Annotated in this window: 16 protein-coding genes; 10 read left to right on the top strand and 6 right to left on the bottom strand. The window is 71.4% G+C overall.

All coding sequences use genetic code 11. The features are described from left to right. Positions 1-6: 6 nt before the first annotated feature. The 3 genes from pheA to ACFYP3_RS15265 all read left to right on the top strand — a co-directional run bounded on the left by pheA (position 7) and on the right by ACFYP3_RS15265 (position 3,567). Positions 7-942 (top strand): prephenate dehydratase, encoded by a 936-nt coding sequence (pheA, locus tag ACFYP3_RS15275; RefSeq protein ID WP_388831750.1) that lies wholly within the window; start codon positions 7-9, stop codon positions 940-942. A 538-nt stretch (positions 943-1,480) separates the two neighbouring features. Then, positions 1,481-2,758 carry a serine--tRNA ligase gene (gene serS / locus ACFYP3_RS15270; protein ID WP_388831748.1) on the top strand — a complete coding sequence of 426 codons (1,278 nt, stop codon included), beginning with the start codon at positions 1,481-1,483 and terminating at the stop codon, positions 2,756-2,758. Further along, positions 2,755-3,567 (top strand): HAD family hydrolase, encoded by an 813-nt coding sequence (locus ACFYP3_RS15265; protein ID WP_388831746.1) that lies wholly within the window; start codon positions 2,755-2,757, stop codon positions 3,565-3,567. Before serS ends, ACFYP3_RS15265 begins: the two co-directional genes overlap by 4 nt. Positions 3,568-3,797: 230 nt before the next feature. On the opposite strand, the gene ACFYP3_RS15260 is transcribed toward ACFYP3_RS15265, so the two are convergent. The 5 genes from ACFYP3_RS15260 to ACFYP3_RS15240 all read right to left on the bottom strand — a co-directional run bounded on the left by ACFYP3_RS15260 (position 3,798) and on the right by ACFYP3_RS15240 (position 8,041). Next, complete coding sequence (locus ACFYP3_RS15260) at positions 3,798-4,448, bottom strand: rhomboid-like protein (protein ID WP_388831744.1); 651 nt, start codon at positions 4,446-4,448, stop codon at positions 3,798-3,800. A gap of 83 nt (positions 4,449-4,531) precedes the next feature. Then, complete coding sequence (locus tag ACFYP3_RS15255; RefSeq protein ID WP_388831742.1) at positions 4,532-5,251, bottom strand: ABC transporter permease; 720 nt, start codon at positions 5,249-5,251, stop codon at positions 4,532-4,534. Between the two features lie 15 nt (positions 5,252-5,266). After that, entirely contained in the window at positions 5,267-6,178 is a 912-nt protein-coding gene (locus tag ACFYP3_RS15250) for an ABC transporter ATP-binding protein (protein WP_388831740.1), read from the bottom strand. Then, the gene (locus tag ACFYP3_RS15245; RefSeq protein ID WP_388831738.1) at positions 6,175-7,062 is read right to left on the bottom strand and encodes an ABC transporter permease; all 888 of its coding nucleotides are present in this window, start codon (positions 7,060-7,062) and stop codon (positions 6,175-6,177) included. The genes ACFYP3_RS15250 and ACFYP3_RS15245 overlap by 4 nt, the downstream gene beginning before the upstream one ends. Next, positions 7,052-8,041 carry an ABC transporter ATP-binding protein gene (locus ACFYP3_RS15240; protein WP_388831736.1) on the bottom strand — a complete coding sequence of 330 codons (990 nt, stop codon included), beginning with the start codon at positions 8,039-8,041 and terminating at the stop codon, positions 7,052-7,054. Before ACFYP3_RS15240 ends, ACFYP3_RS15245 begins: the two co-directional genes overlap by 11 nt. A 217-nt stretch (positions 8,042-8,258) precedes the next feature. On the opposite strand from ACFYP3_RS15240, the gene ACFYP3_RS15235 reads away from it, so the two are divergent. The 3 genes from ACFYP3_RS15235 (at position 8,259) to ACFYP3_RS15225 (ending at position 12,016) form a co-directional block, all read left to right on the top strand. Continuing rightward, on the top strand, positions 8,259-9,128 hold the full coding sequence (locus tag ACFYP3_RS15235) for a M24 family metallopeptidase (RefSeq protein ID WP_319725750.1): 870 nt from the start codon (positions 8,259-8,261) through the stop codon (positions 9,126-9,128). A 5-nt stretch (positions 9,129-9,133) separates the two neighbouring features. Then, positions 9,134-10,915 (top strand): SDR family oxidoreductase, encoded by a 1,782-nt coding sequence (locus ACFYP3_RS15230; protein WP_388831734.1) that lies wholly within the window; start codon positions 9,134-9,136, stop codon positions 10,913-10,915. Positions 10,916-11,095: 180 nt separating this feature from the next. Then, positions 11,096-12,016 carry a MerR family transcriptional regulator gene (locus tag ACFYP3_RS15225; RefSeq protein ID WP_388831732.1) on the top strand — a complete coding sequence of 307 codons (921 nt, stop codon included), beginning with the start codon at positions 11,096-11,098 and terminating at the stop codon, positions 12,014-12,016. Positions 12,017-12,109: 93 nt separating this feature from the next. Here ACFYP3_RS15225 and ACFYP3_RS15220 read toward each other — a convergent pair whose 3' ends face one another. After that, on the bottom strand, positions 12,110-12,964 hold the full coding sequence (locus ACFYP3_RS15220; protein ID WP_388831730.1) for an aquaporin: 855 nt from the start codon (positions 12,962-12,964) through the stop codon (positions 12,110-12,112). 133 nt (positions 12,965-13,097) lie between these two features. Between ACFYP3_RS15220 and ACFYP3_RS15215 the strand changes: the two genes are divergently transcribed. From ACFYP3_RS15215 to ACFYP3_RS15200, 4 genes are all read left to right on the top strand, one after another. Then, positions 13,098-13,637, top strand: a complete 540-nt coding sequence (locus tag ACFYP3_RS15215; RefSeq protein ID WP_388831728.1) for an RNA 2'-phosphotransferase — start codon at positions 13,098-13,100, stop codon at positions 13,635-13,637. Between the two features lie 175 nt (positions 13,638-13,812). Beyond that, positions 13,813-15,669: an HSP90 family protein gene (locus tag ACFYP3_RS15210; RefSeq protein WP_388831726.1), complete on the top strand. Its 1,857-nt coding sequence runs from the start codon at positions 13,813-13,815 to the stop codon at positions 15,667-15,669. Continuing rightward, positions 15,666-17,639, top strand: a complete 1,974-nt coding sequence (locus ACFYP3_RS15205) for a hypothetical protein (protein WP_388831724.1) — start codon at positions 15,666-15,668, stop codon at positions 17,637-17,639. The genes ACFYP3_RS15210 and ACFYP3_RS15205 overlap by 4 nt, the downstream gene beginning before the upstream one ends. Before the next feature lie 47 nt (positions 17,640-17,686). Beyond that, positions 17,687-18,700 carry a tetratricopeptide repeat protein gene (locus ACFYP3_RS15200; protein ID WP_388831722.1) on the top strand — a complete coding sequence of 338 codons (1,014 nt, stop codon included), beginning with the start codon at positions 17,687-17,689 and terminating at the stop codon, positions 18,698-18,700. Positions 18,701-18,736 lie beyond the last annotated feature (36 nt).

Here is an 18,736-nt window from a genome sequence, read left to right as displayed (position 1 = left end):
GATCGCATGTCAGCCACCCGCTTCACGTATCTCGGTCCCGAGGGCACTTTCACCGAGGCCGCCCTGCGCACCCTGCCGGAAGCCGCGACCCGGGAGCTCATCCCGATGGTGTCGGTCCCGGCCGCCCTGGACGCCGTGCGCAACGGTGAGGCGGCCGCCGCACTGGTCCCGATCGAGAACTCGGTCGAGGGCGGGGTCACCGCCACCCTCGACGAGCTGGCCTCCGGCGAACCGCTGATGATCTACCGCGAGGTGCTGCTGCCCATCGCCTTCGCGCTGCTCGTACGGCCCGGGACCGCCCTGTCGGACGTCAAGACCGTCACCGGGCACCCCGTCGCCCAGCCGCAGGTGCGCAACTGGCTGCGGGCGCACCTGCCCGACGCGGTGTGGGAGTCTGCCGCCTCGAACGCCGACGGCGCCCGGCTGGTCCAGGAGGGCCGCTTCGACGCCGCCTTCGCGGGTGAGTTCGCCGCCGCCACCTACGGGCTCGTCCCGCTGGTCACCGAGATCCACGACGCCGAGAACGCCGAGACCCGCTTCGTGCTCGTAGGCCGTCCCGCGCGCCCCGCCGCGCCGACCGGCGCCGACAAGACCTCCGTCGTGCTGTGGCTGGGCGACGACCACCCCGGTGCGCTGCTGGAGCTCCTCCAGGAGTTCGCGGTCCGCGGGGTCAACCTGATGCTGATCCAGTCCCGTCCAACGGGACAGGGCATCGGCAACTACTGCTTCGCCGTCGACGCCGAGGGCCACATCTCGGACCGCCGGGTCAGCGAGGCGCTGATGGGCCTCAAGCGGACCTGCCCTCAGGTCCGCTTCCTCGGGTCCTATCCGCGCGCCGGTGTCGCTCAGAGTGATGTCAGGGCGCCTCGTGCCGGAACCACCGACGGTGACTTCACGGACGCCTCCGACTGGCTGACTCGCTGCCTCGACGGCCGGGCGTAGGGGTTCGTCCACCGCCCCGTCCACTGTCCACAGAGTTATCCACAGGGCGAGATGGAGACCTGGGGACAAGTCGACAGAACGGCATGACAAGGTCGACAAATCGGTCGGGGGGGTCAGGTTTCGCGCTGGGGAGCGGAAGGTGAACGGTGTCACCCCCGTATCGCCGATCAACTCTTTGGGGCGAGGCATTCCCACCCGAATGAGTGTGTGAGGGTGGTTTGAACCCTGATTCACCTCGGCCATCCGCCGATCAGGAATGATCTATTCCTGTGTCCACAGATGCAGCACACAGCCTGTGGATAAGATGCCGGCAGCGGCAATTCCTGTGGACAAGAACGCCCTCCGGCCCTGCTCAGAGAAGGCCCGGCCGCCGGCATTGTGCCCCTTTTCGGGGAAAGGGACCGCTTTTATTGACGCTCCGAGAAGGTTCACTTCCGGTCAGCGATCAAGACTTATCCATTCGTTGCAATTGGGACATAGCGACACGCAGCGTGATATCGATGTGATCCCGGGAAGCCCCGCCCGGTAGCCTGGAGGGGTGATTGACCTCCGGCTGCTCCGTGAAGACCCTGACCGTGTCCGCGCCTCGCAGCGCGCCCGTGGAGAGGACGTCGACCTCGTCGACGCGCTGCTCTCCGCAGACGAGCGCCGCAGGTCCTCCGGCATGCGCTTCGACGAACTGCGCAATGAGCAGAAGTCCCTCGGGAAGCTCATCCCTAAGGCCTCCCCCGAGGAGCGGGCCGAGCTGCTGAAGAAGGCCGAGCAGCTCAAGCAGGACGTCAAGGCCGCCGAGGCCGAGCAGAACGAGGCCGACGAGGCCGCCAAGCAGCTCCTCCTGCAGCTCGGCAACATCGTCCACGAGGACGTCCCGGTCGGCGGCGAGGAGGACTTCACCGTCCTGGAGACGCACGGCACCATCCGCGACTTCGCCGCCGAGGGATTCGAGCCGAAGGACCACCTGGAGCTCGGCGAATCGCTCGGCGCCATCGACGTCGAGCGCGGCGCCAAGGTCTCGGGCTCGCGCTTCTACTACCTGACCGGTGTGGGCGCCCTGCTGGAGCTGGCGCTGGTCAACGCGGCCATCGCCCAGGCCACCGAGGCCGGCTTCATCCCGATGCTGACCCCGGCGCTGGTCCGTCCGCGCGCCATGGAGGGCACCGGATTCCTCGGCCAGGCCGCGGAGAACGTCTACCACCTGGAGAAGGACGACTACTACCTGGTCGGCACCTCCGAGGTCCCGCTCGCCGCGTACCACATGGACGAGATCATCGACGCCGACAAGCTGCCGCTGCGGTACGCCGGCTTCTCGCCGTGCTTCCGCCGCGAGGCCGGTACGTACGGCAAGGACACCCGCGGCATCTTCCGCGTCCACCAGTTCGACAAGGTCGAGATGTTCTCGTACGTCGCGCCGGAGGAGGCCGAGGCCGAGCACCAGCGGCTCCTTGAATGGGAGAAGCAGTGGCTGACCAGCCTGGAGCTGCCGTTCCAGGTGATTGACGTCGCCACCGGTGACCTCGGTGCCTCCGCCTCGCGCAAGTTCGACTGCGAGGCGTGGATCCCGACCCAGGGCAAGTACCGCGAGCTGACCTCCGCCTCGAACTGTGACGGCTTCCAGGCACGCCGCCTGTCGATCCGCTACCGCGACGGCAAGAAGACCCAGCCGCTGTCCACGCTGAACGGCACCCTGTGCGCCGTTCCGCGTACGATCGTCGCCATCCTCGAGAACCACCAGCAGGCCGACGGTTCGGTACGCGTGCCCCAGGCGCTGCGCCCCTACCTCGGCGGCCGCGAGGTCCTGGAGCCGATCAACAAGTGAGCCCGGCCCCGTTCCCGTACAAGCTCGTCGCCACCGATCTCGACGGCACGCTGCTGCGTGGTGACGACACGGTCTCGGAACGTACCCGTGAAGCGCTCGTCGCGGCCACCGCGGCGGGCGCGGCGCACATCATCGTCACCGGCCGGGCCGTGCCGTGGACCCGGCACGTGCTGGACGATCTCGGCTACAAGGGGATCGCCGTCTGCGGGCAGGGCGCGCAGGTGTACGACGCGGGTGCGCACCGGCTGCTGACCTCGGTGACGCTGGACCGGCAGCTGGCCGGTCTCGCGCTGTCGAAGCTGGAGGCCGAGATCGGACCGCTGGCTCTGGCCGCCAGCCGGGACGGTGTGGACGGCGAGGTCCTCTTCGGCCCCGGTTACCAGGCGCAGGAGGGCCTCCCGGCCCTCTACCTGGAGGACACCGCCGCGGTGTGGACGGCCCCGCTGAACAAGCTCTACATCCAGCACCCGGAGCTGGACGAAGACGCGCTCGTCAAGGTGGCCCGGGAGACCGTCGGCAGCCTGGTCGACATCGTCATGGCGGGTCCGGGCATCGTCGAGATACTGCCGCTCGGCCTGACCAAGGCCACCGGCCTGTCGCTGGCGGCGCGCCGGCTGGGGGTGAAGGCCGCGGAGACGATCGCCTTCGGTGACATGCCCAACGACATCCCGATGTTCGGCTGGGCCGCGCACGGGGTGGCGATGGCCAACGCCCATGCGGAGCTCAAGACGGTGGCCGACGAGGTGACGACCTCCAACGAGGAGGACGGCATCGCGGTGGTGCTGGAACGTCTGCTGGGCGCCGCGTAGCCGGTACGGAGTAGGAGAGGTCCGGGACAGCCCACGCCGCGAGGCGCGCTCGAAGTGGCTGCCCCGGACCTTTTGTTGCTCCCCGCACGACTCACTCTGCCCCGGGCGGAAGTCGCGTACCAGCGAATTTCCGCGCATCGGCCGTGAATCCGGCGATGGGCGCCCATAGGGAAGGCCCATGACCGTCAACTTCCTTACGGCCGGGGCGGGAGCGGGACATCGTGCATGTTTCACGTGAAACGGGGTCGTGTTTCACGTGAAACATCGTGGCGGGTGAGCGGCCAGGCGAGCAGACCGACGGAGAGCGCGATGGCGTGGCCGAGGTCGGTGAAGGTGCCGCCGGTGGCGAGCGGGAGTCCGAAGAAGGCGACCGCTCCGGCCAGGTAGAACCACCGCCAGGGGCTGGGGAGCCGATAGGTGAGGACACCGACGGCGGCCGCCAGCCCGTAGCTGACGCCGATGTCGACGACATGGGTCATGCTGCGCGGGGCCCGGTGGTCCTCGATGGCCATCAGCAGGACCCTCTGGCTGACCAGGGTGGCGATGATGTGCGCGCTCGCCACGATCAGGAGCCAGCGCTGGGTACCGAGCCATCGTTCGACGGGCGCGTAGAACAGCTCGAAGAGGACGGCGTAGAGGGCGAGCGAGGCCGGGTTCTCGATCCAGAACGCGCTGCTGAGGAGGGCCCGTACGGGGTGCTGGACGAGCTGGTGGATGTTGCTGCTGTTGCGGTGGAGCAGGACGTGCTCGAGCCTGTCGGGCGCGATCACGACGACGACGCTGGTGACGGCGATGATCAGCAGCCAGATGTGCGTCCCGGGAGAGGAGCGTATCCAGGACCACAGGGGCCTGGACGGCTCCGGCTCGGTGTGCTCGATCATGCACCGATGATGACCCGCAAAGCTGTGCCCCGCCTGGCCGGTGGGCCGGGCGGGGCACTGTTTCGCAGGGGATGCGGCGGGACCTACTCCTCGCCCGCCAGGGTGAGCCGACGCAGCTTCTGGCCCGCGTAGACGGTGGCGCCGACCGTGACCACGGAGAGCAGGACCGCCGCGGTGGGAAGGCCCACGGTGGCGTCGACGTACCCGTCACCGGCGACCTTCTCGGCAAGGGCCAGGGCCCACTGCTGGACGCTGAGGGTCTTGGCGCCGGAGACCAGGCTGCCGAAGAGCGACTCCCAGATCAGGGCGTAGACCAGACCGAAGACGACCGCGTGCCGGCTGACGGTGCCGAGCAGCAGGAACAGCGCGCTGTAGGCGATCGAGGCCACGAGGGCGGCGATCGTGTAGGCGACGGCGATCTGCTGGCCGTTGCCGTTGAGGATGAACCCGGCGATCAGGGTGGGGATCGCGGAGAAGGCCATGGTGACGGCGATCGCCACGATCAGCTTGGTCATGATGATCGTCGGGCGCTTCAGCGGCTTGGAGAGCAGGTAGACGATCGAGCCGTCGTCGATCTCCGGCCCGATGGCGCCGGTGCCGGCGATGACGCCGATCAGCGGAACCATGGTGGCGAGGGCGAAGCCCCCGAGGAGGTCCGCCGCGACCTTGTCGTCCGCACCGGTGACGGCGCGGACGGCGAGGGCGATGACGATCAGCAGGGCGGGCAGCGCGAAGAGGATCAGTGCGCGCCGCCGACCGAGCAGGGCCCGGTAGGTGAGCCGGGCAACGGTGGGGTCGTACATGGGTGCCAGCTCCTTTCAGGCCGAGACGAGGTAGGAGAAGACCGACTCGAGGGACTCGTCGGAGGGCGAGACCGTCATCAGCCGGATGCCGTGCGCGCGGGCCACACGGGGCAGCAGCTCCGTGAAGCGGCCGAAGTCGACGGCCTGGATGCGCAGCGCGCCCTCCTTCAGGTCGACCTCGATACCGGCCGTGGAGGGGTCGGCGATCAGGGCCGCCGCGAGCGCCCTGTCGTCGGAGGATCGGACGAGATACCGGTGCGGGCGGTCCGTCATCAGACGGCGGATCTTGCGGAAGTCACCGGAAGCGGCGTGCCGGCCGGCGACGACCACCTCGATGTGCGAGGCGAGCTGCTCGACCTCCTCCAGGATGTGGGAGGAGAACAGGACCGTGCGCCCCTCGTCGCCCATGCGCCGCAGCAGCTCCATCAGCTGCATGCGCTGGCGCGGGTCCATCCCGTTGAACGGCTCGTCCAGGAGCAGCACGGACGGGTCGTGGACGAGGGCGGACGCCATCTTCACGCGCTGGCGCATGCCCTTGGAGTAGGTGGAGATCTTGCGGTCCTGGGCGTACTCCATCTCGACGGTGGCGAGGGCCCGCTGGGCCGCCGCGTCGTCGAGGCCGTGCAGCTCGGCGTTGGCGACGACGAACTCCCGGCCGGTGAGGAAGTCGTACATCGCCTCGCGCTCGGGCACGACGCCGATCTGCTTGTAGACCTGCTCGTTCTGCCAGATCGGCGCGCCGTCGAGGGTGACGGTGCCCGTGGACGGGGCGAGGAAGCCGCCCATCATGTTGATGAGGGTGGACTTGCCCGCGCCGTTGGGACCGAGGAGCCCGGTGACACCGGGTCCGATGCTCATGGTCACGTCGTTGACGGCGACGACGTTCCCGAACCAGCGGGAGGTGTGGTCGATGTCGATGGTGGTCACAGCCCGGCCTTCCGGTAGCGGGCCATCAGGGCGGCGTAGGAGCCGGCGATGAGGCCGAGGGCGACGAGCAGGTAGACGGCACCGACACCGGCCGAGGGACCCTCGCCGCCGGGGAAGGCCGAGGTCGCGTTGAGGAACGCGGTCTGTACGCCGTCGATGAGGGTGACCGGGGAGAACAGGCCCATCCACTCGATGGCCCCGGCGTTTCCGGTGCTGTAGGCGATGCCCTGGACCGCGGTCACCGCGCCGAACGGGATCAGGAGCACCGCGATGATCGCGGCGACGCCGAAGCCGCGGCGCGGCGTGAGCGCGGCCACCACCAGGCCGAGGCCGGAGAAGAGCAGCGACAGCAGCAGAACCGACACGAGTCCCTGCCCGAATCCCTTGGTCTGGTGGGCGAAGTCGAACTTCGCCAGGAGCGAGCCGATCCACATGATCAGCAGCGGGGTCGCGGTGAGGATGAACAGGGCCGAGGCCATGGCCGCGTACTTGGCCACGACGTAGTCGACGCGTTCGATGGGCCGCGAGAAGTAGAGCGGCACCGTCTTGAAGCGCAGGTCCCGGGAGACGGACTGCGGCGCCTGGGACGCGAGGAAGAGGCCGATGATCACCTGGGTGGTCAGGGCGTACGTCGTGTACTTGATCGGCAGGTCGCTGGAGCCGGGCACCGCGATGGCGACCGCGACGATGATCAGCGCGGGAACGCACATCACCGCGAAGAGGATCATCGGCAGGACCTTGGACTTGGCCGAGCGGCCGAGTCCGTAGGCGCCGCGCAGGGACTGCGAGAACAGTGACTTGCGGGCGTAGGCGCGGCCGAGCCGGGGGCCGTCGTAGGACCGGTAGCCGATGTTGTGGATCTGGGTGGAGGTCTCAGGCGCCATCGGAACCGGCTCCCTTCTGCTGGACGGAGTGCGCGGGCCGATCGCTGTCGCGGAAGACCTCCGCGATGTGGTGGCGGCGCTGTTCCATGCGGACCAGGCCGATGCCGAGATCGGCGACCGTGTCGCGGACGGTGTCGTAGGTGTCCTCGCCGGAGGCCTCGACGAGGAGGATGTGGCCGGCGCCGGGCAGGCCCTGCTCGCCGCCCTCGTGCAGGACGACGCCCACCTCGGTCAGCGCCTTGCGCAGGGCGGCGGTGCCGTCCGGGTGTGCGTCGGAGTCGGTGACCTCGACCGCGAGGGTCGTGGTGATCTGGGTGAAGTCGCTGGTGGAGCTGGAGCGCAGCAGCTTGCCGCCGTCGACGACCACCACGTGGTCGCAGGTCCGCTCCAGCTCGCCGAGGAGGTGGGAGGTGACCAGAACGGAGATGCCGAAGTCCGTGTAGACGCGGCGGATCAGGCCGAGCATCTCGTCACGGCCGACCGGGTCCAGGCCATTGGTCGGCTCGTCGAGGAGCACCAGCTGGGGGTCGTGGACGAGTGCCTGGGCCAGCTTGACGCGCTGCTTCATGCCGGTGGAGTAGCCGCCGATGGGGCGGTAGCGCTCCTCGTACAGCCCGACGTGGCGCAGGGTGTCGGCGGTGCGCTCGCGGGCCGCGGTCGGCGGCAGCCCGGACATGCGCGCCATGTGGACGACGAACTCGGTGGCCGAGACGTCGGGTGGCAGGCAGTCGTGCTCGGGCATGTACCCGACGCGTTCACGGATGGCACCGCCATGCGTCTTGACGTCGAGGCCGAGCACGGCGGCGCTGCCCTCGGTGGCGGGGGACAGTCCCAGCAGAATTTTGATCAGCGTGGACTTGCCGGCTCCGTTGGCACCCACGAGGCCGGTCACACCAGGCCCGATGTCCAGGGAGAGCCGGTCGAGGGCGGTCACTCGGGGGTACCGCTTGCTCAGGCTTTCGGTCGCGATGACAGTCACGAGAGCGACGTTAGTGGGGGAGCTCTCGCGAAGCGTCAGACCTTGAGTGGGATCCCGTATCCGCCTTGAGGCGTACGCACCCGTACTGGAGGCTGATGTGGACCGGACAACTTTATCCACAGGTCTGTGCACGACCCTTGACGTGATCTCCGGTCATTGTCACATTCATCAGTGTCAAGTTACGGGCGCGTACGGCTAGACGGATGGACGGGCTGACATGGCTGGGGACACCAAGCAACGCACCGCGCGACTCTCCGGACGACTCTCCGCCGATCTGGGCGGCTTCAGAGAGGTGCAGCGCCTCTCGTACGAGTGCGCGGAGGCCGTCGCGGCCCAGCTGCGGCCCGGCGTGACCGAGCGCGAGGCGGCGCGCATGCAGCGCCAGTGGCTGCGCGACCGCGGCGTACGGGACTGGTTCCACCTGCCCTTCGCCTGGTTCGGGGACCGCACCGCCTTCGCGAACTTCAAGATCCCGCTGCAGTTCTTCCCGACCAACCGGAAGCTGGAGCCGGGGATGCCGTTCATCCTCGACATGGCACCGGTGTTCAAGGGGTACGCGGCTGACATCGGTTACTCGGGCAGCCTCGGACTGAATCCGGTGCAGGACCGGCTGATGTCGGACCTCCAGGCCCACCGCGTACTCATCCTGGAGCAGGTGCGCGAGCGCCGCTCCCTGCGCGAGATCTACGAGAACGTCGAGCGGCTGATGACCCGGCAGGGGTACGCCAACCGGCACCGGGCCTATCCGTTCGGGGTGATCGCGCACAAGATCGACCGGGTCAAGGAGCGGCGCTGGTCCCCGACCGCCTTCGGGTTCGGCACCCAGTCCCTGAAGGGGCTGGCCGGTGACGCCCTGCACGGGCATCGCGAGGGCTGGTCCCCGCTGTGGAGTCCGTACCACTTCTCCGACCACCCGCCGCAGCCCGGACTGTGGGCGGTGGAGCCGCACCTGGGCTTCCGGGGCACCGGCGCGAAGTTCGAGGAGATCCTGGTCGTCACCGACTCCCGGGATCCCGAGGAGAGCGCGTTCTGGCTGGACGACGACCTGCCGCACGTGCGGCGCTGGGCCGAGGAGAAGGCAGCATGAGCGGCATGAGCGGAGCAGGAGTGGCGGGGCCGGCGGGCGCGCGCGAGCGCTGGGTGAGCACCGGAGGGGTCGAGCTGTGCGTCGTCGAGCTCGGGGAGGCGGACCGCCCGACCGTGCTGCTGGTGCACGGCTACCCGGACAGCAAGGAGGTCTGGTCGGAGGTCGCCGAGCGGCTCGCCGCCCGCTTCCACGTGGTGTTCTACGACGTACGCGGCCACGGGCGCTCCACCGCGCCGCAGCCGCTGCGCGGCGGTTTCACCCTGGAGAAGCTGACCGACGACTTCCTGGCGGTGGCGGACGCGGTCAGCCCGGACCGGCCCGTGCACCTGGTAGGCCACGACTGGGGCTCCGTACAGGGCTGGGAGTTCGCGACGGTCGGCCGTACCGAGGGCCGGATCGCCTCCTTCACCTCGATGTCCGGTCCCTCCCTCGACCACTTCGGGCACTGGATCAAGAAGCGGATGACGCGGCCGACCCCGCGCGCGGCCGCGCAGCTGCTCGGCCAGGGCGTCAAGTCCTGGTACGTCTACATGCTCCACACCCCCGTGCTGCCGGAACTGGCCTGGCGCGGACCGCTCGGCAAGCGGTGGCCGTCGATCCTCCAGCGCGTCGAGAAGGTTCCGGCCGGCTCGTACCCGACGGCCTCGCTGCCCTCGGACGCGGCACACGGTGCCTGGCTCTACCGCGACAACGTGCGGGCGCGGCTGCGTCGGCCGCGCACCGACGCGTACGCCCACGCACCCGTGCAGCTGATCACCCCGACCGAGGACGCCTTCCTGTCCGAGCGGCTCTACGACGGCCTGGAGCACTGGGCCCCGGACCTGCTGCGGCGCACGCTGCCCGCCAAGCACTGGGTGCCGAGGACCAGGCCGGACCAGCTGGCCGCCTGGATCGGCGAGTTCGTCACCGCCCGGGAGGAGCCGGCCACGCGGGCACCGCAGCTCAAGGCACCGGGCCCGTACGCCGACCGCTTCGGCGGCCGGCTGGTCCTGGTCACCGGCGCGGCCAGCGGCATCGGCCGGGCCACCGCCTTCGCCTTCGCCGAGGCCGGGGCCCGGGTGGTGGCCGTCGACCGCGACGCCGAGGGCGCGGCGCGCACGGCCGACATGGCGCGGCTCGTGGGCGCCGCCGAGGCCTGGGCCGAGTGCGTGGACGTCAGCGACGAGCAGGCGATGGAGAAGCTCGCGGCGAAGGTCGCCGCCGAGTACGGCATCGTGGACGTCCTGGTCAACAATGCCGGGATCGGCCTGTCCGGAGCCTTCCTCGACACGACGGCCGAGGACTGGAAGAAGGTCCTGGACGTCAATCTGTGGGGCGTCATCCACGGCTGCCGGATCTTCGGCAGGCAGATGGCCGAGCGCGGCCAGGGCGGACACATCGTCAACACCGCCTCCGCCGCGGCCTACCTGCCCTCCAGGACCCTGCCCGCCTACAGCACCTCGAAGGCGGCGGTGCTGATGCTGTCGGAGTGCCTGCGCGCGGAACTGGCGTCGAAGTCGATCGGCGTCTCCGCGATCTGCCCCGGCATCGTCAACACCAACATCACCGCCACGTCGCGCTTCGCCGGGGTGGACGAGGCCGAGGAGAAGCGCCGCCGGGAACGCTCCTCGCGGCTGTACGGGCTGCGCAACTTCCCGCCGGAGAAGGTCGCCGACGCCATCCTGCGCGCCGTGGTCCGCAACGAGGCCGTCGTACCGGTGACCCCCGAGTCCAAGGGGGCCCTGTGGATGTCCCGCCACGCCCCGCGACTCCTGCGGCGCCTCGCGAGGGTGGAGCCGAAGCTGTGAGCGGGGGCTCGTGGTGGACAGAGCCCGGCACGGCCATATCCCGCTCCTTCCGGCGGTCGTACCATCCCTCGCAGGAGGGCTCGCCGCGCAGGGCGGTCGAGCACCTCGCGGCTTCACCTGCCGTCCGGCCCGCGCCGGGCGGCGCGGTCGGCCCAGCCGCGATGTCGTAGGGAGCCGGGATTGTCCGATCAGGCGGTAGCCGAGTACCGGATCGAGGATCTGGCGCACCACAGCGGGGCGACGGTGCGCACGATCCGGGCGTACCAGGACCGCGGGCTGCTGCCGAAGCCGGAGCGGCGCGGCCGTTCCAACGTGTACCGGGACACGCATCTGGCGCGGCTGCGCCAGATCGCGGACCTGCTCGACCGCGGCTACACCCTGGCCTCCATCAAGGAGTTGCTGGAGGCCTGGGACGCGGGGCGCGGCCTGGGCGGCGTGCTGGGGCTGGTCGCCGAGGTGCACGGGCCGTGGACCGACGAGGAGGCCGCGCGGATCAGCCGGGAGGAGCTGAACGAGCGGTTCGGCGGCCGCCCGGACGACGAGGCGGTGGGCGAGGCCTGCGAGCTGGGCGTCCTGGAGCGGATCCCGGGGCGCCCGGACCAGTTCCTGGTGCCCTCCCCGCAGGAGCTGGCGGTGGCCGCCGAACTGTACGCGGCCGGCGTGCCGCTGCCGGCGATCACCGGGCACCTGCGGGAACTGCGCGGGCAGGTGGAGCACATCGCCTCGCGGTTCCTGGAGTTCACCACCGAGCACGTCTTCGCGCGCTACCTCGGGCAGGTGCCGCCCACGGACGCGGACGCGGCGGAGGCGGCGACGATGGTGCGGCGGTTGCGCCCGCTCGCCCAGCAGACGGTGGACGCGGAACTGGCCCGGGCGATGCGGCTCTTCGCGACCCGGCATCTGCAGCAGCACCTGGGGGCGGCGGGCACTCCCCAGCCGTCGGGGCCCTCGCCGGTGGCGCTGCCGGCGGGGACGGTACGGGCGGTGCAGGACCTGGTGGGCCCCGACCACGTGGCGGAGTTCGTCCGGGCCGCGACGGAGCGGGAGCTCCAGGCCCGGACCATGAACGATCTGGCCCGCCGGGCGGATCCCGGCCGGTAGTCCACAGGGCGGATCATGCATTTGCCGCCAAAACCCGCCCAAACGGCTGTGGACAACTCCCCTTTGCCTGTGGGTAACCGGGGCGGCGGCGCCTCAGCCGACGGGCTCGTACGCCGCCTTCGTGGGGCTCGCACCGTCCGCGGGCCCGGTCTCGGGCAGGGGCGCCGGTACGGCCCCCTCGACCGGCACCGGCACCACCGGCACCGGCTTCGCGGTCCGCGCGGCCCCGCTCCCGCTCTCGCCGCCGCTTCCCATCCCGCTGTCCTTCCCCTTCCCGTACAGCAGGGCGGCCAGGGCCAGGCCGAGGATCCCGCCGATCAGCTGGGCGGCGACGAATCCGGGCAGCGACTCCGGGGCGATGCCGGTGAACGAATCACTGAAGCTGCGCCCGATGGTGCCGGCCGGGTTGGCGAAGGACCCGGAGGAGGTGAACCAGATCGCGGCGGCGATGTACGCCGCGACCGCCGCCGGGACGAGCCGAGGGCGCCCGATCCGCCCGAGGCCCTGGATCACGAGGACCAGACCGGCGGTGGCGACCACCTCGCCGACGAGCAGGTGCCCGCCGTCGCGCACCTGGGTGGAGAACGTGCCGGGGGTCCGGCCGAACATGGTCTCCGCGAGGAGCGCGCCGCCGATGGCTCCCGCGGTCTGGGCCGCGGTGTACACCAACGCCTCCCGGCCGCCGAGCCCCTCACCCCCGGTGCGCCGGGCCCACCAGGAGCTGAGGGTGACCACCGGGTTGAGGTGGGCGCCGGACAGCGGCCCGAAGAGGGTGATGATCAGTCCGAGGCCGATGGCCGAGGCGAGCGAGTTGGCGATCAGGGCGACCCCGTTGTCCCGGCTGAGCTCGGCGGCCTGGAGTCCGGAGCCGATCACGACGACGAGCAGGCCGGCGGTCCCGATCAGCTCGGCAGCCGCACGGCGTGGCAGAGAGGTATGGGCTGTCATGGTTTCTCCCCCTGAGCAGAAGTGGCAGCGGAAAATATATTCCGCATCTTGGAACCGCGATAGAGGGTGTCCATCCTCGCCCCGCACCCGAAAATCCCTGCCGGACGACTGCCCGAGCGGGCACGCTGGGGCCATGGATGAAAGACGCACCGTGAAGGTGTCGAAGTACGTCTCGAAACACCTGCGGCACCAGCCGGAAAGGATCGGACTGGTGCTCGACCCCCAGGGCTGGGTGGAGATCGACGATCTGCTGGGGGCGGCCGCCGCCCACGGATTCCACTTCAGCCGCGCCGAGCTCGACCACGTCGTCGCCGCCAACGACAAGCAGCGGTTCGCCGTCGACGGCACCCGGATCCGGGCGAACCAGGGGCACACCGTCGCCGTGGACCTGGACCTTCCGGAGGCCGAGCCGCCCGCGTACCTCTACCACGGCACCGTCGCCGCCGCCCTGGACGCGATCCGCTCCGAGGGCCTGCGCCCGATGGCCCGCCACCACGTGCACCTGTCCCCCGACCGGGAGACCGCGACCCGCGTCGGCGCGCGGCGCGGGCGGCCCGTCGTACTCGCCGTGGACGCCGGCGCGATGCGTGCGGCCGGGCACGTCTTCCGCATCAGCGCCAACGGGGTGTGGCTGGTGGACGCGGTCCCGCCGCGGTTCCTGCGCTTCCAGTAGCGTCCGGCAGCGCGCCGGCGGGCTTTCGACCGAGGCTCCGGGGGCACTCCCGGGGGCAGGAATTCACGCTGAGATTGTCGGACCATCCCCCTAATGTGTGTCCCACTCCGGGATCCGTGAGGGGGGCACCTCGCGATCACCGAACCATCCCTGCACGTACGCGAGGTGACGCCCTATGACGTCCGCACCCCACAATTTCCAGGTCGATCTGCGCGGCCTGGTGGATCTCCTCTCCCACCACCTCTACTCCAGCCCGCGCGTCTACGTCCGCGAGCTCCTGCAGAACGCCGTGGACGCGGTCACCGCCCGCCACGCCCTCGACCCGGAGGCCGAGGTCCGCATCCGGCTGTCGGCGTCCGGCGGCCGCGTGACCATCGAGGACAGCGGCATCGGCCTGACCGCGGACGAGGCCCATTCCCTGCTCGCCACCATCGGGCGCAGCTCCAAGCGCGGCGGCGACGGCTCCCTCGGCGAGCACGGCCTGGAGGCCACCCGCGGTGAGTTCCTCGGCCAGTTCGGCATCGGGCTGCTCGCGTGCTTCGTCGTGGCCCGCCAGATCCGCGTCGTCACCCGCTCCGCCCGCGACCCCGATGCCGCGCCCGTGGAATGGCTCGCCACGGACGACGGTTCGTACACCGTCCGCGAACTGCCCCACGAGGCGCGCCCGGAGCCCGGTACCACCGTCGTCCTCGAAGCGCGCCCGGGCGCCGCGGAATGGACCGTCCCGGCGACGGTCGAGGAACTGGCCCGCGACTACGGCTCCCTCCTGCCGTACGCGATCACCTTCGACGACGGCGAGGGCGGCGGGCCGCGCCCCGTCACCGACCGCCCCGCCGTATGGGACCGGGCCTTCCCCACCCCCGCCGCCCGCCGCGTCGCGCTCGCCGGGCACTGCGCTCAGCTCTTCGGCTTCACCCCGCTCGACAGCATCGACCTCGACCTGCCGGTCGCCGGCGTGCGCGGGGTGGCGTACGTCCTCCCGGAGCCGACCAGCCCCGCCCACCGGGCCGGACACCGCGTGCACCTCAAGGGCATGCTGCTGACCGACCGGGCCGACAACCTGCTGCCGGACTGGGCCTTCTTCGTCCGCGCCGTCCTCGACACGGACACCCTGCGGCCCACCGCCTCCCGGGAGAACCTCTACGACGACGAGACCCTGGCCGCCGTACGGGAGGCGCTAGGCGCCCGCGTCCGCGGCTGGCTCGCCGAGCTCGCCGCGAGCGAACCGGACCGCCTGGCCGCCTTCCTGCGCGTCCACCACCTCGGTGTGAAGTCCATGGCCCGGCACGACTCCGAACTGCTCGGGCTGATGCTGCCGTGGCTGCCGTTCGAGACCAGCGACGGCTCGATGAGCCTGCAGGAGTTCGCGGCCGCCCACACGGACATCCACTTCACGCGCACGGTCGAGGAGTTCCGCCAGATCGCACCGATCGCCGCGGCCCACGGGCTCGGCGTCATCAACGCCGGCTACACCTACGACGCGGACCTGCTGGCGCTGCTGCCCGCCGTGCGGCCCGACCTCAAGATCACCGAACTGGACGCCGGAGCCGTCACCGAGCGGCTGGACCCGGTGCCGACCGCAGCCGAACTGGAGCTCGCCGCCTTCCTGGCCACCGCACGCACCCGCCTGGAACCCCAGGGCTGCGACGTGGTGCTGCGCGCCTTCCAGCCCGTCGCCGTCCCCGCGCTCTACCTCGACGACCGCCAGGCCCGCCAGGAGCGCGACCGCACCGCCGCACTGGAGAGCGCCGACTCCCTGTGGAGCGGGATCCTCGGCGCGCTGCGGGGCTCCGCGCCGCGCGCCCGGCTGGTCCTCAACCACAACAATCCGCTGATCCGGCGGATCGCCGCCCTTCCCGACGAGGCGCTGACCGGCACCGCCGTCGAATCGCTGTACGGGCAGGCCCTGCTGATGTCGCAGCGCCCGCTGCGCCCCGCCGACTCCACGCTGCTCAACCGGGCCTTCCTCGGGCTCCTGGAATGGGCGACGCACTCCACCGATGCCCGCGACGCCCAGGAGGACCAGAAGTGACGACGCTGACGCGCGAGGAGATCGTGCGGGGTCTGGCGGAGAACCGCGAAGCGCCGAACGGCGCGGCGCGCAACGCGCACGCCGAGGCCCTGGTCGGGGCGGCCGAGGCGAACGGCGACCGCCCGCTGTTCCGCGAGGCCCTGGACAACCTGATCAACGCCTACCTCTACAGCTCCGAGTCGTCGAAGATGCTGGTGCCCTTCGCGCGGCTGCTCCAGGAGTACGACAACGACCCGGGCGCCTTCGGCGAATGGGACGCGCACTCGCTGTTCTGGCAGTTCAAGTGGGTGGCCTCGGCCATCTCGGACTCTCCCGGGATCCCGCTGGAATCGGCGGTCGGCTGGCTGGACGAGATGGAGCGCCGCTACAAGATCGCGGGGTACAGCGAGCGGCCCGTGCGCGAGGCCGAGCTGTGGCTCGCCCATGCGGTCGGCGACGACGAACGCGCCGAGCGGGCCTTCCGGCGCTGGCTGGCGGCCGAGCGCGACGACATGAGCGACTGCCAGGCCTGCGAGCTCAACGGCCAGGGCCAGTACGCCGTCGTGCAGGGCCATGACGCCGAGGCACTGGAGCGGTGGAAGCCGGTGCTCGCGGGCGATCTGGTCTGCGCCGAGGAGCCGCACCGGGTCCTGGCCACCTCGCTGCTGCCGCTGCTGCGGCTGGGCCGGGTCGACGAGGCGCGCTCGAACCACGTGCGCGGCTACCGCATGGCCCGCGGCAACGACAGCCTGCTGCCGTCGGTCGGCAAGCACATCGAGTTCTGCGCGCTCACCGGCAACGAGTCGCGCGGACTGGAGATCCTGGCCGAGCACGCCGCCCACGTGGCTCCGCTCGCCAATCTCGACGACCGGCTGGCCTTCCACGGCGGCATCCTCGTGCTGCTGCGCCGTCTGGAGGAGCTGGGCCACGGCCGGAGCCCTGCCGTGGTGTACGAGGGGGCACCCCGTACGGTCTCCGAGCTGTACGAGGTGCTCCACTCGGGCTGCCTGGACATCGCCCGGCAGTTCGACGCGCGCAACGGTACGACCCGGGTCTCGGACCGCTTCCTCGCGCGGGTGGGCCAGGAGCCGCTGGTGGGGGCGCTGCCGCTGGGGGTGCGCAGTGCGGACCTGCCGCGGACCGACGCGGCCGGTGCCGTCGTGGGCGCCGCCCCGTCCGTGTCCGCGCCGGTCGCGGTGCCCACCGGGTTCACCGATCTCGTGGAGCGGGCCCGCGGCGCCCGGGACGTGAGCCATCCGGGTGCGGACGCCCTGTGGGCCGAGGTGGCCGTACGGGTGGAGGCGCAGCCGGAGCCCGATCCGCTGGTCCACGCCGACCTCGCGGACCAGCAGGCCTTGGCCGCCGCGCGGCGCGGGGCCGAAGAGGCTCCCCGACTCCTCGCCGCGGTCCGTGACGCCTACCGGGCGCTCGGACGGGCGGAGCGCGCCGCGCTCGCCGAGCTGCGGCTGGCGAGCGTCGCCGCGCAGTCGGGGGCCGCACCCGAGGAGATCCGGGAGCTGCTGCGGATCGCCCTGCGGTCCGCGGAGGCACTGGACGCCGCCGAACCGTTGCGGGCCCGGCGGATCGCGCTCGCGGAACTGTCCTCGATCCGCGTGGAGTCGTACCTGCGCTCGGTCGAGGCGGCCGGCCCGGACGACCACCACCAGGACGACCACCACGGCATGGGGGAAGGGCACGGTCACGGTGAGCTCGCCGCCGAGCTGACCGCCTTCATCGCCGCCTACGGGGACGTGGCGGCGGACGTGGTCGCGGACGCCGAGGAGATGCTGGGCCGGGTGGCCCTCGCGCAGGGCGACCCGGAGCGGGCCCTGCCGCTGCTGGCGACGTCCGCGGCGCGGGCGATCACCGCCGGCCGGCCGTGGCAGGCCGTGGATCCGCTGGTGCTGCGGGCCGGGGTGCTGATGTCGTTGGACCGGCCCGAAGAGGTGAGGAGGCGGCGCGTTCCGGGCTTGAGCACGCAGCCGAACTGACCGACGCCGAGGCGCAGGGCGTCGTACGGCTGACCCTCGCGGACATCGTGCTGCGGCGGGGCGGACCTGCACAGGAGGCCGCGGCGCTCGCGCTGGCCGCAGCGCACTGGTTCGACCAGGCCGGTCTCACCGCGGACGGCGGGGCGCAGGCCCGGCTGCTGCTGGCCCGGGCGTACGCGCGCGAGGACCGGGCCGCCGAGGCCGCCGAGGTCCTGCAGTCGGCCCTGCCGGACCTGCTGGAGCACGGCGAGCAGCAGGCGGTGTCCGTACGGGAGTTCCTGGGCGACCTGCTGCGCCGGCTGAACGAGCCACGGCCCGCGGCGGAGCAGTACCTGCTGGCGGCGGAGCTGACCAAGGGCTGGGAGGATCCGCGTCCGCAGGCGGGCTTCGCGCAGTCGGCCGCCGACGCCCTGTCCGACGCGGGGCTGCCCGCGGAGGCGATCGCCGCCTACGAGCGCGCCCTCGAACTGCACCGGCTGACGGGCGAGGCCCCGGTCGCCGAGGTACGGGTGCTGCGCTCCCTCGCCTGGCTGGGGCTGCGCGAGGAGGTCGACGCCGCGACGGTGGAGCAGGCCCGGGGCCGGATGGACGAGGCCGCCCGGGTGTTGGAGGCGGCCCTGGCCGCGGATCCCGGTGCTCCTGAGCTGCGGTCCGAGCTCGCCCAGACCTGGCACCAGCTGGCGCAGGTCCTCGACCGGCACGTCAGCACGAACGAGGCGGCCCCGGAAGACGAGGCCCGGGACGATGCCGTCGACGCCGCGAGCCCGGTCACGGCCGCCCGGTTGGGACGCGCGGAGGCCGACGCGCTGCGCCTGGAGGAGATCGAGCTGTGGGACCGGGCCGCCCGGGCCTACGCCGAGCTCGGTCCCGATCATCTGCGGGACCGGTTCCAGTGCCTGAACAACGCGGCCTGGACGGAGCAGGAGCGGGGTGACGCGAAGGCGGGGGCAGCGCGCGTCGCCGCGCTGATCGACGAGGTGCGGGCACGGCCCGAGGAGGAGCTGCCCGACTGGCTCCTGCCGTCGGCGGAGCGTCTTTTCGAGCAGCTGAACGGGGCGTAGAACCCCGATCGCCGTCGCCGCCGGTCGCCGTCGTCC

Source organism: Streptomyces sp. NPDC005533, assembly GCF_042871845.1.
GTDB lineage: Bacteria > Actinomycetota > Actinomycetes > Streptomycetales > Streptomycetaceae > Streptomyces.
This window is presented reverse-complemented; position numbering and strand designations above follow the sequence as displayed.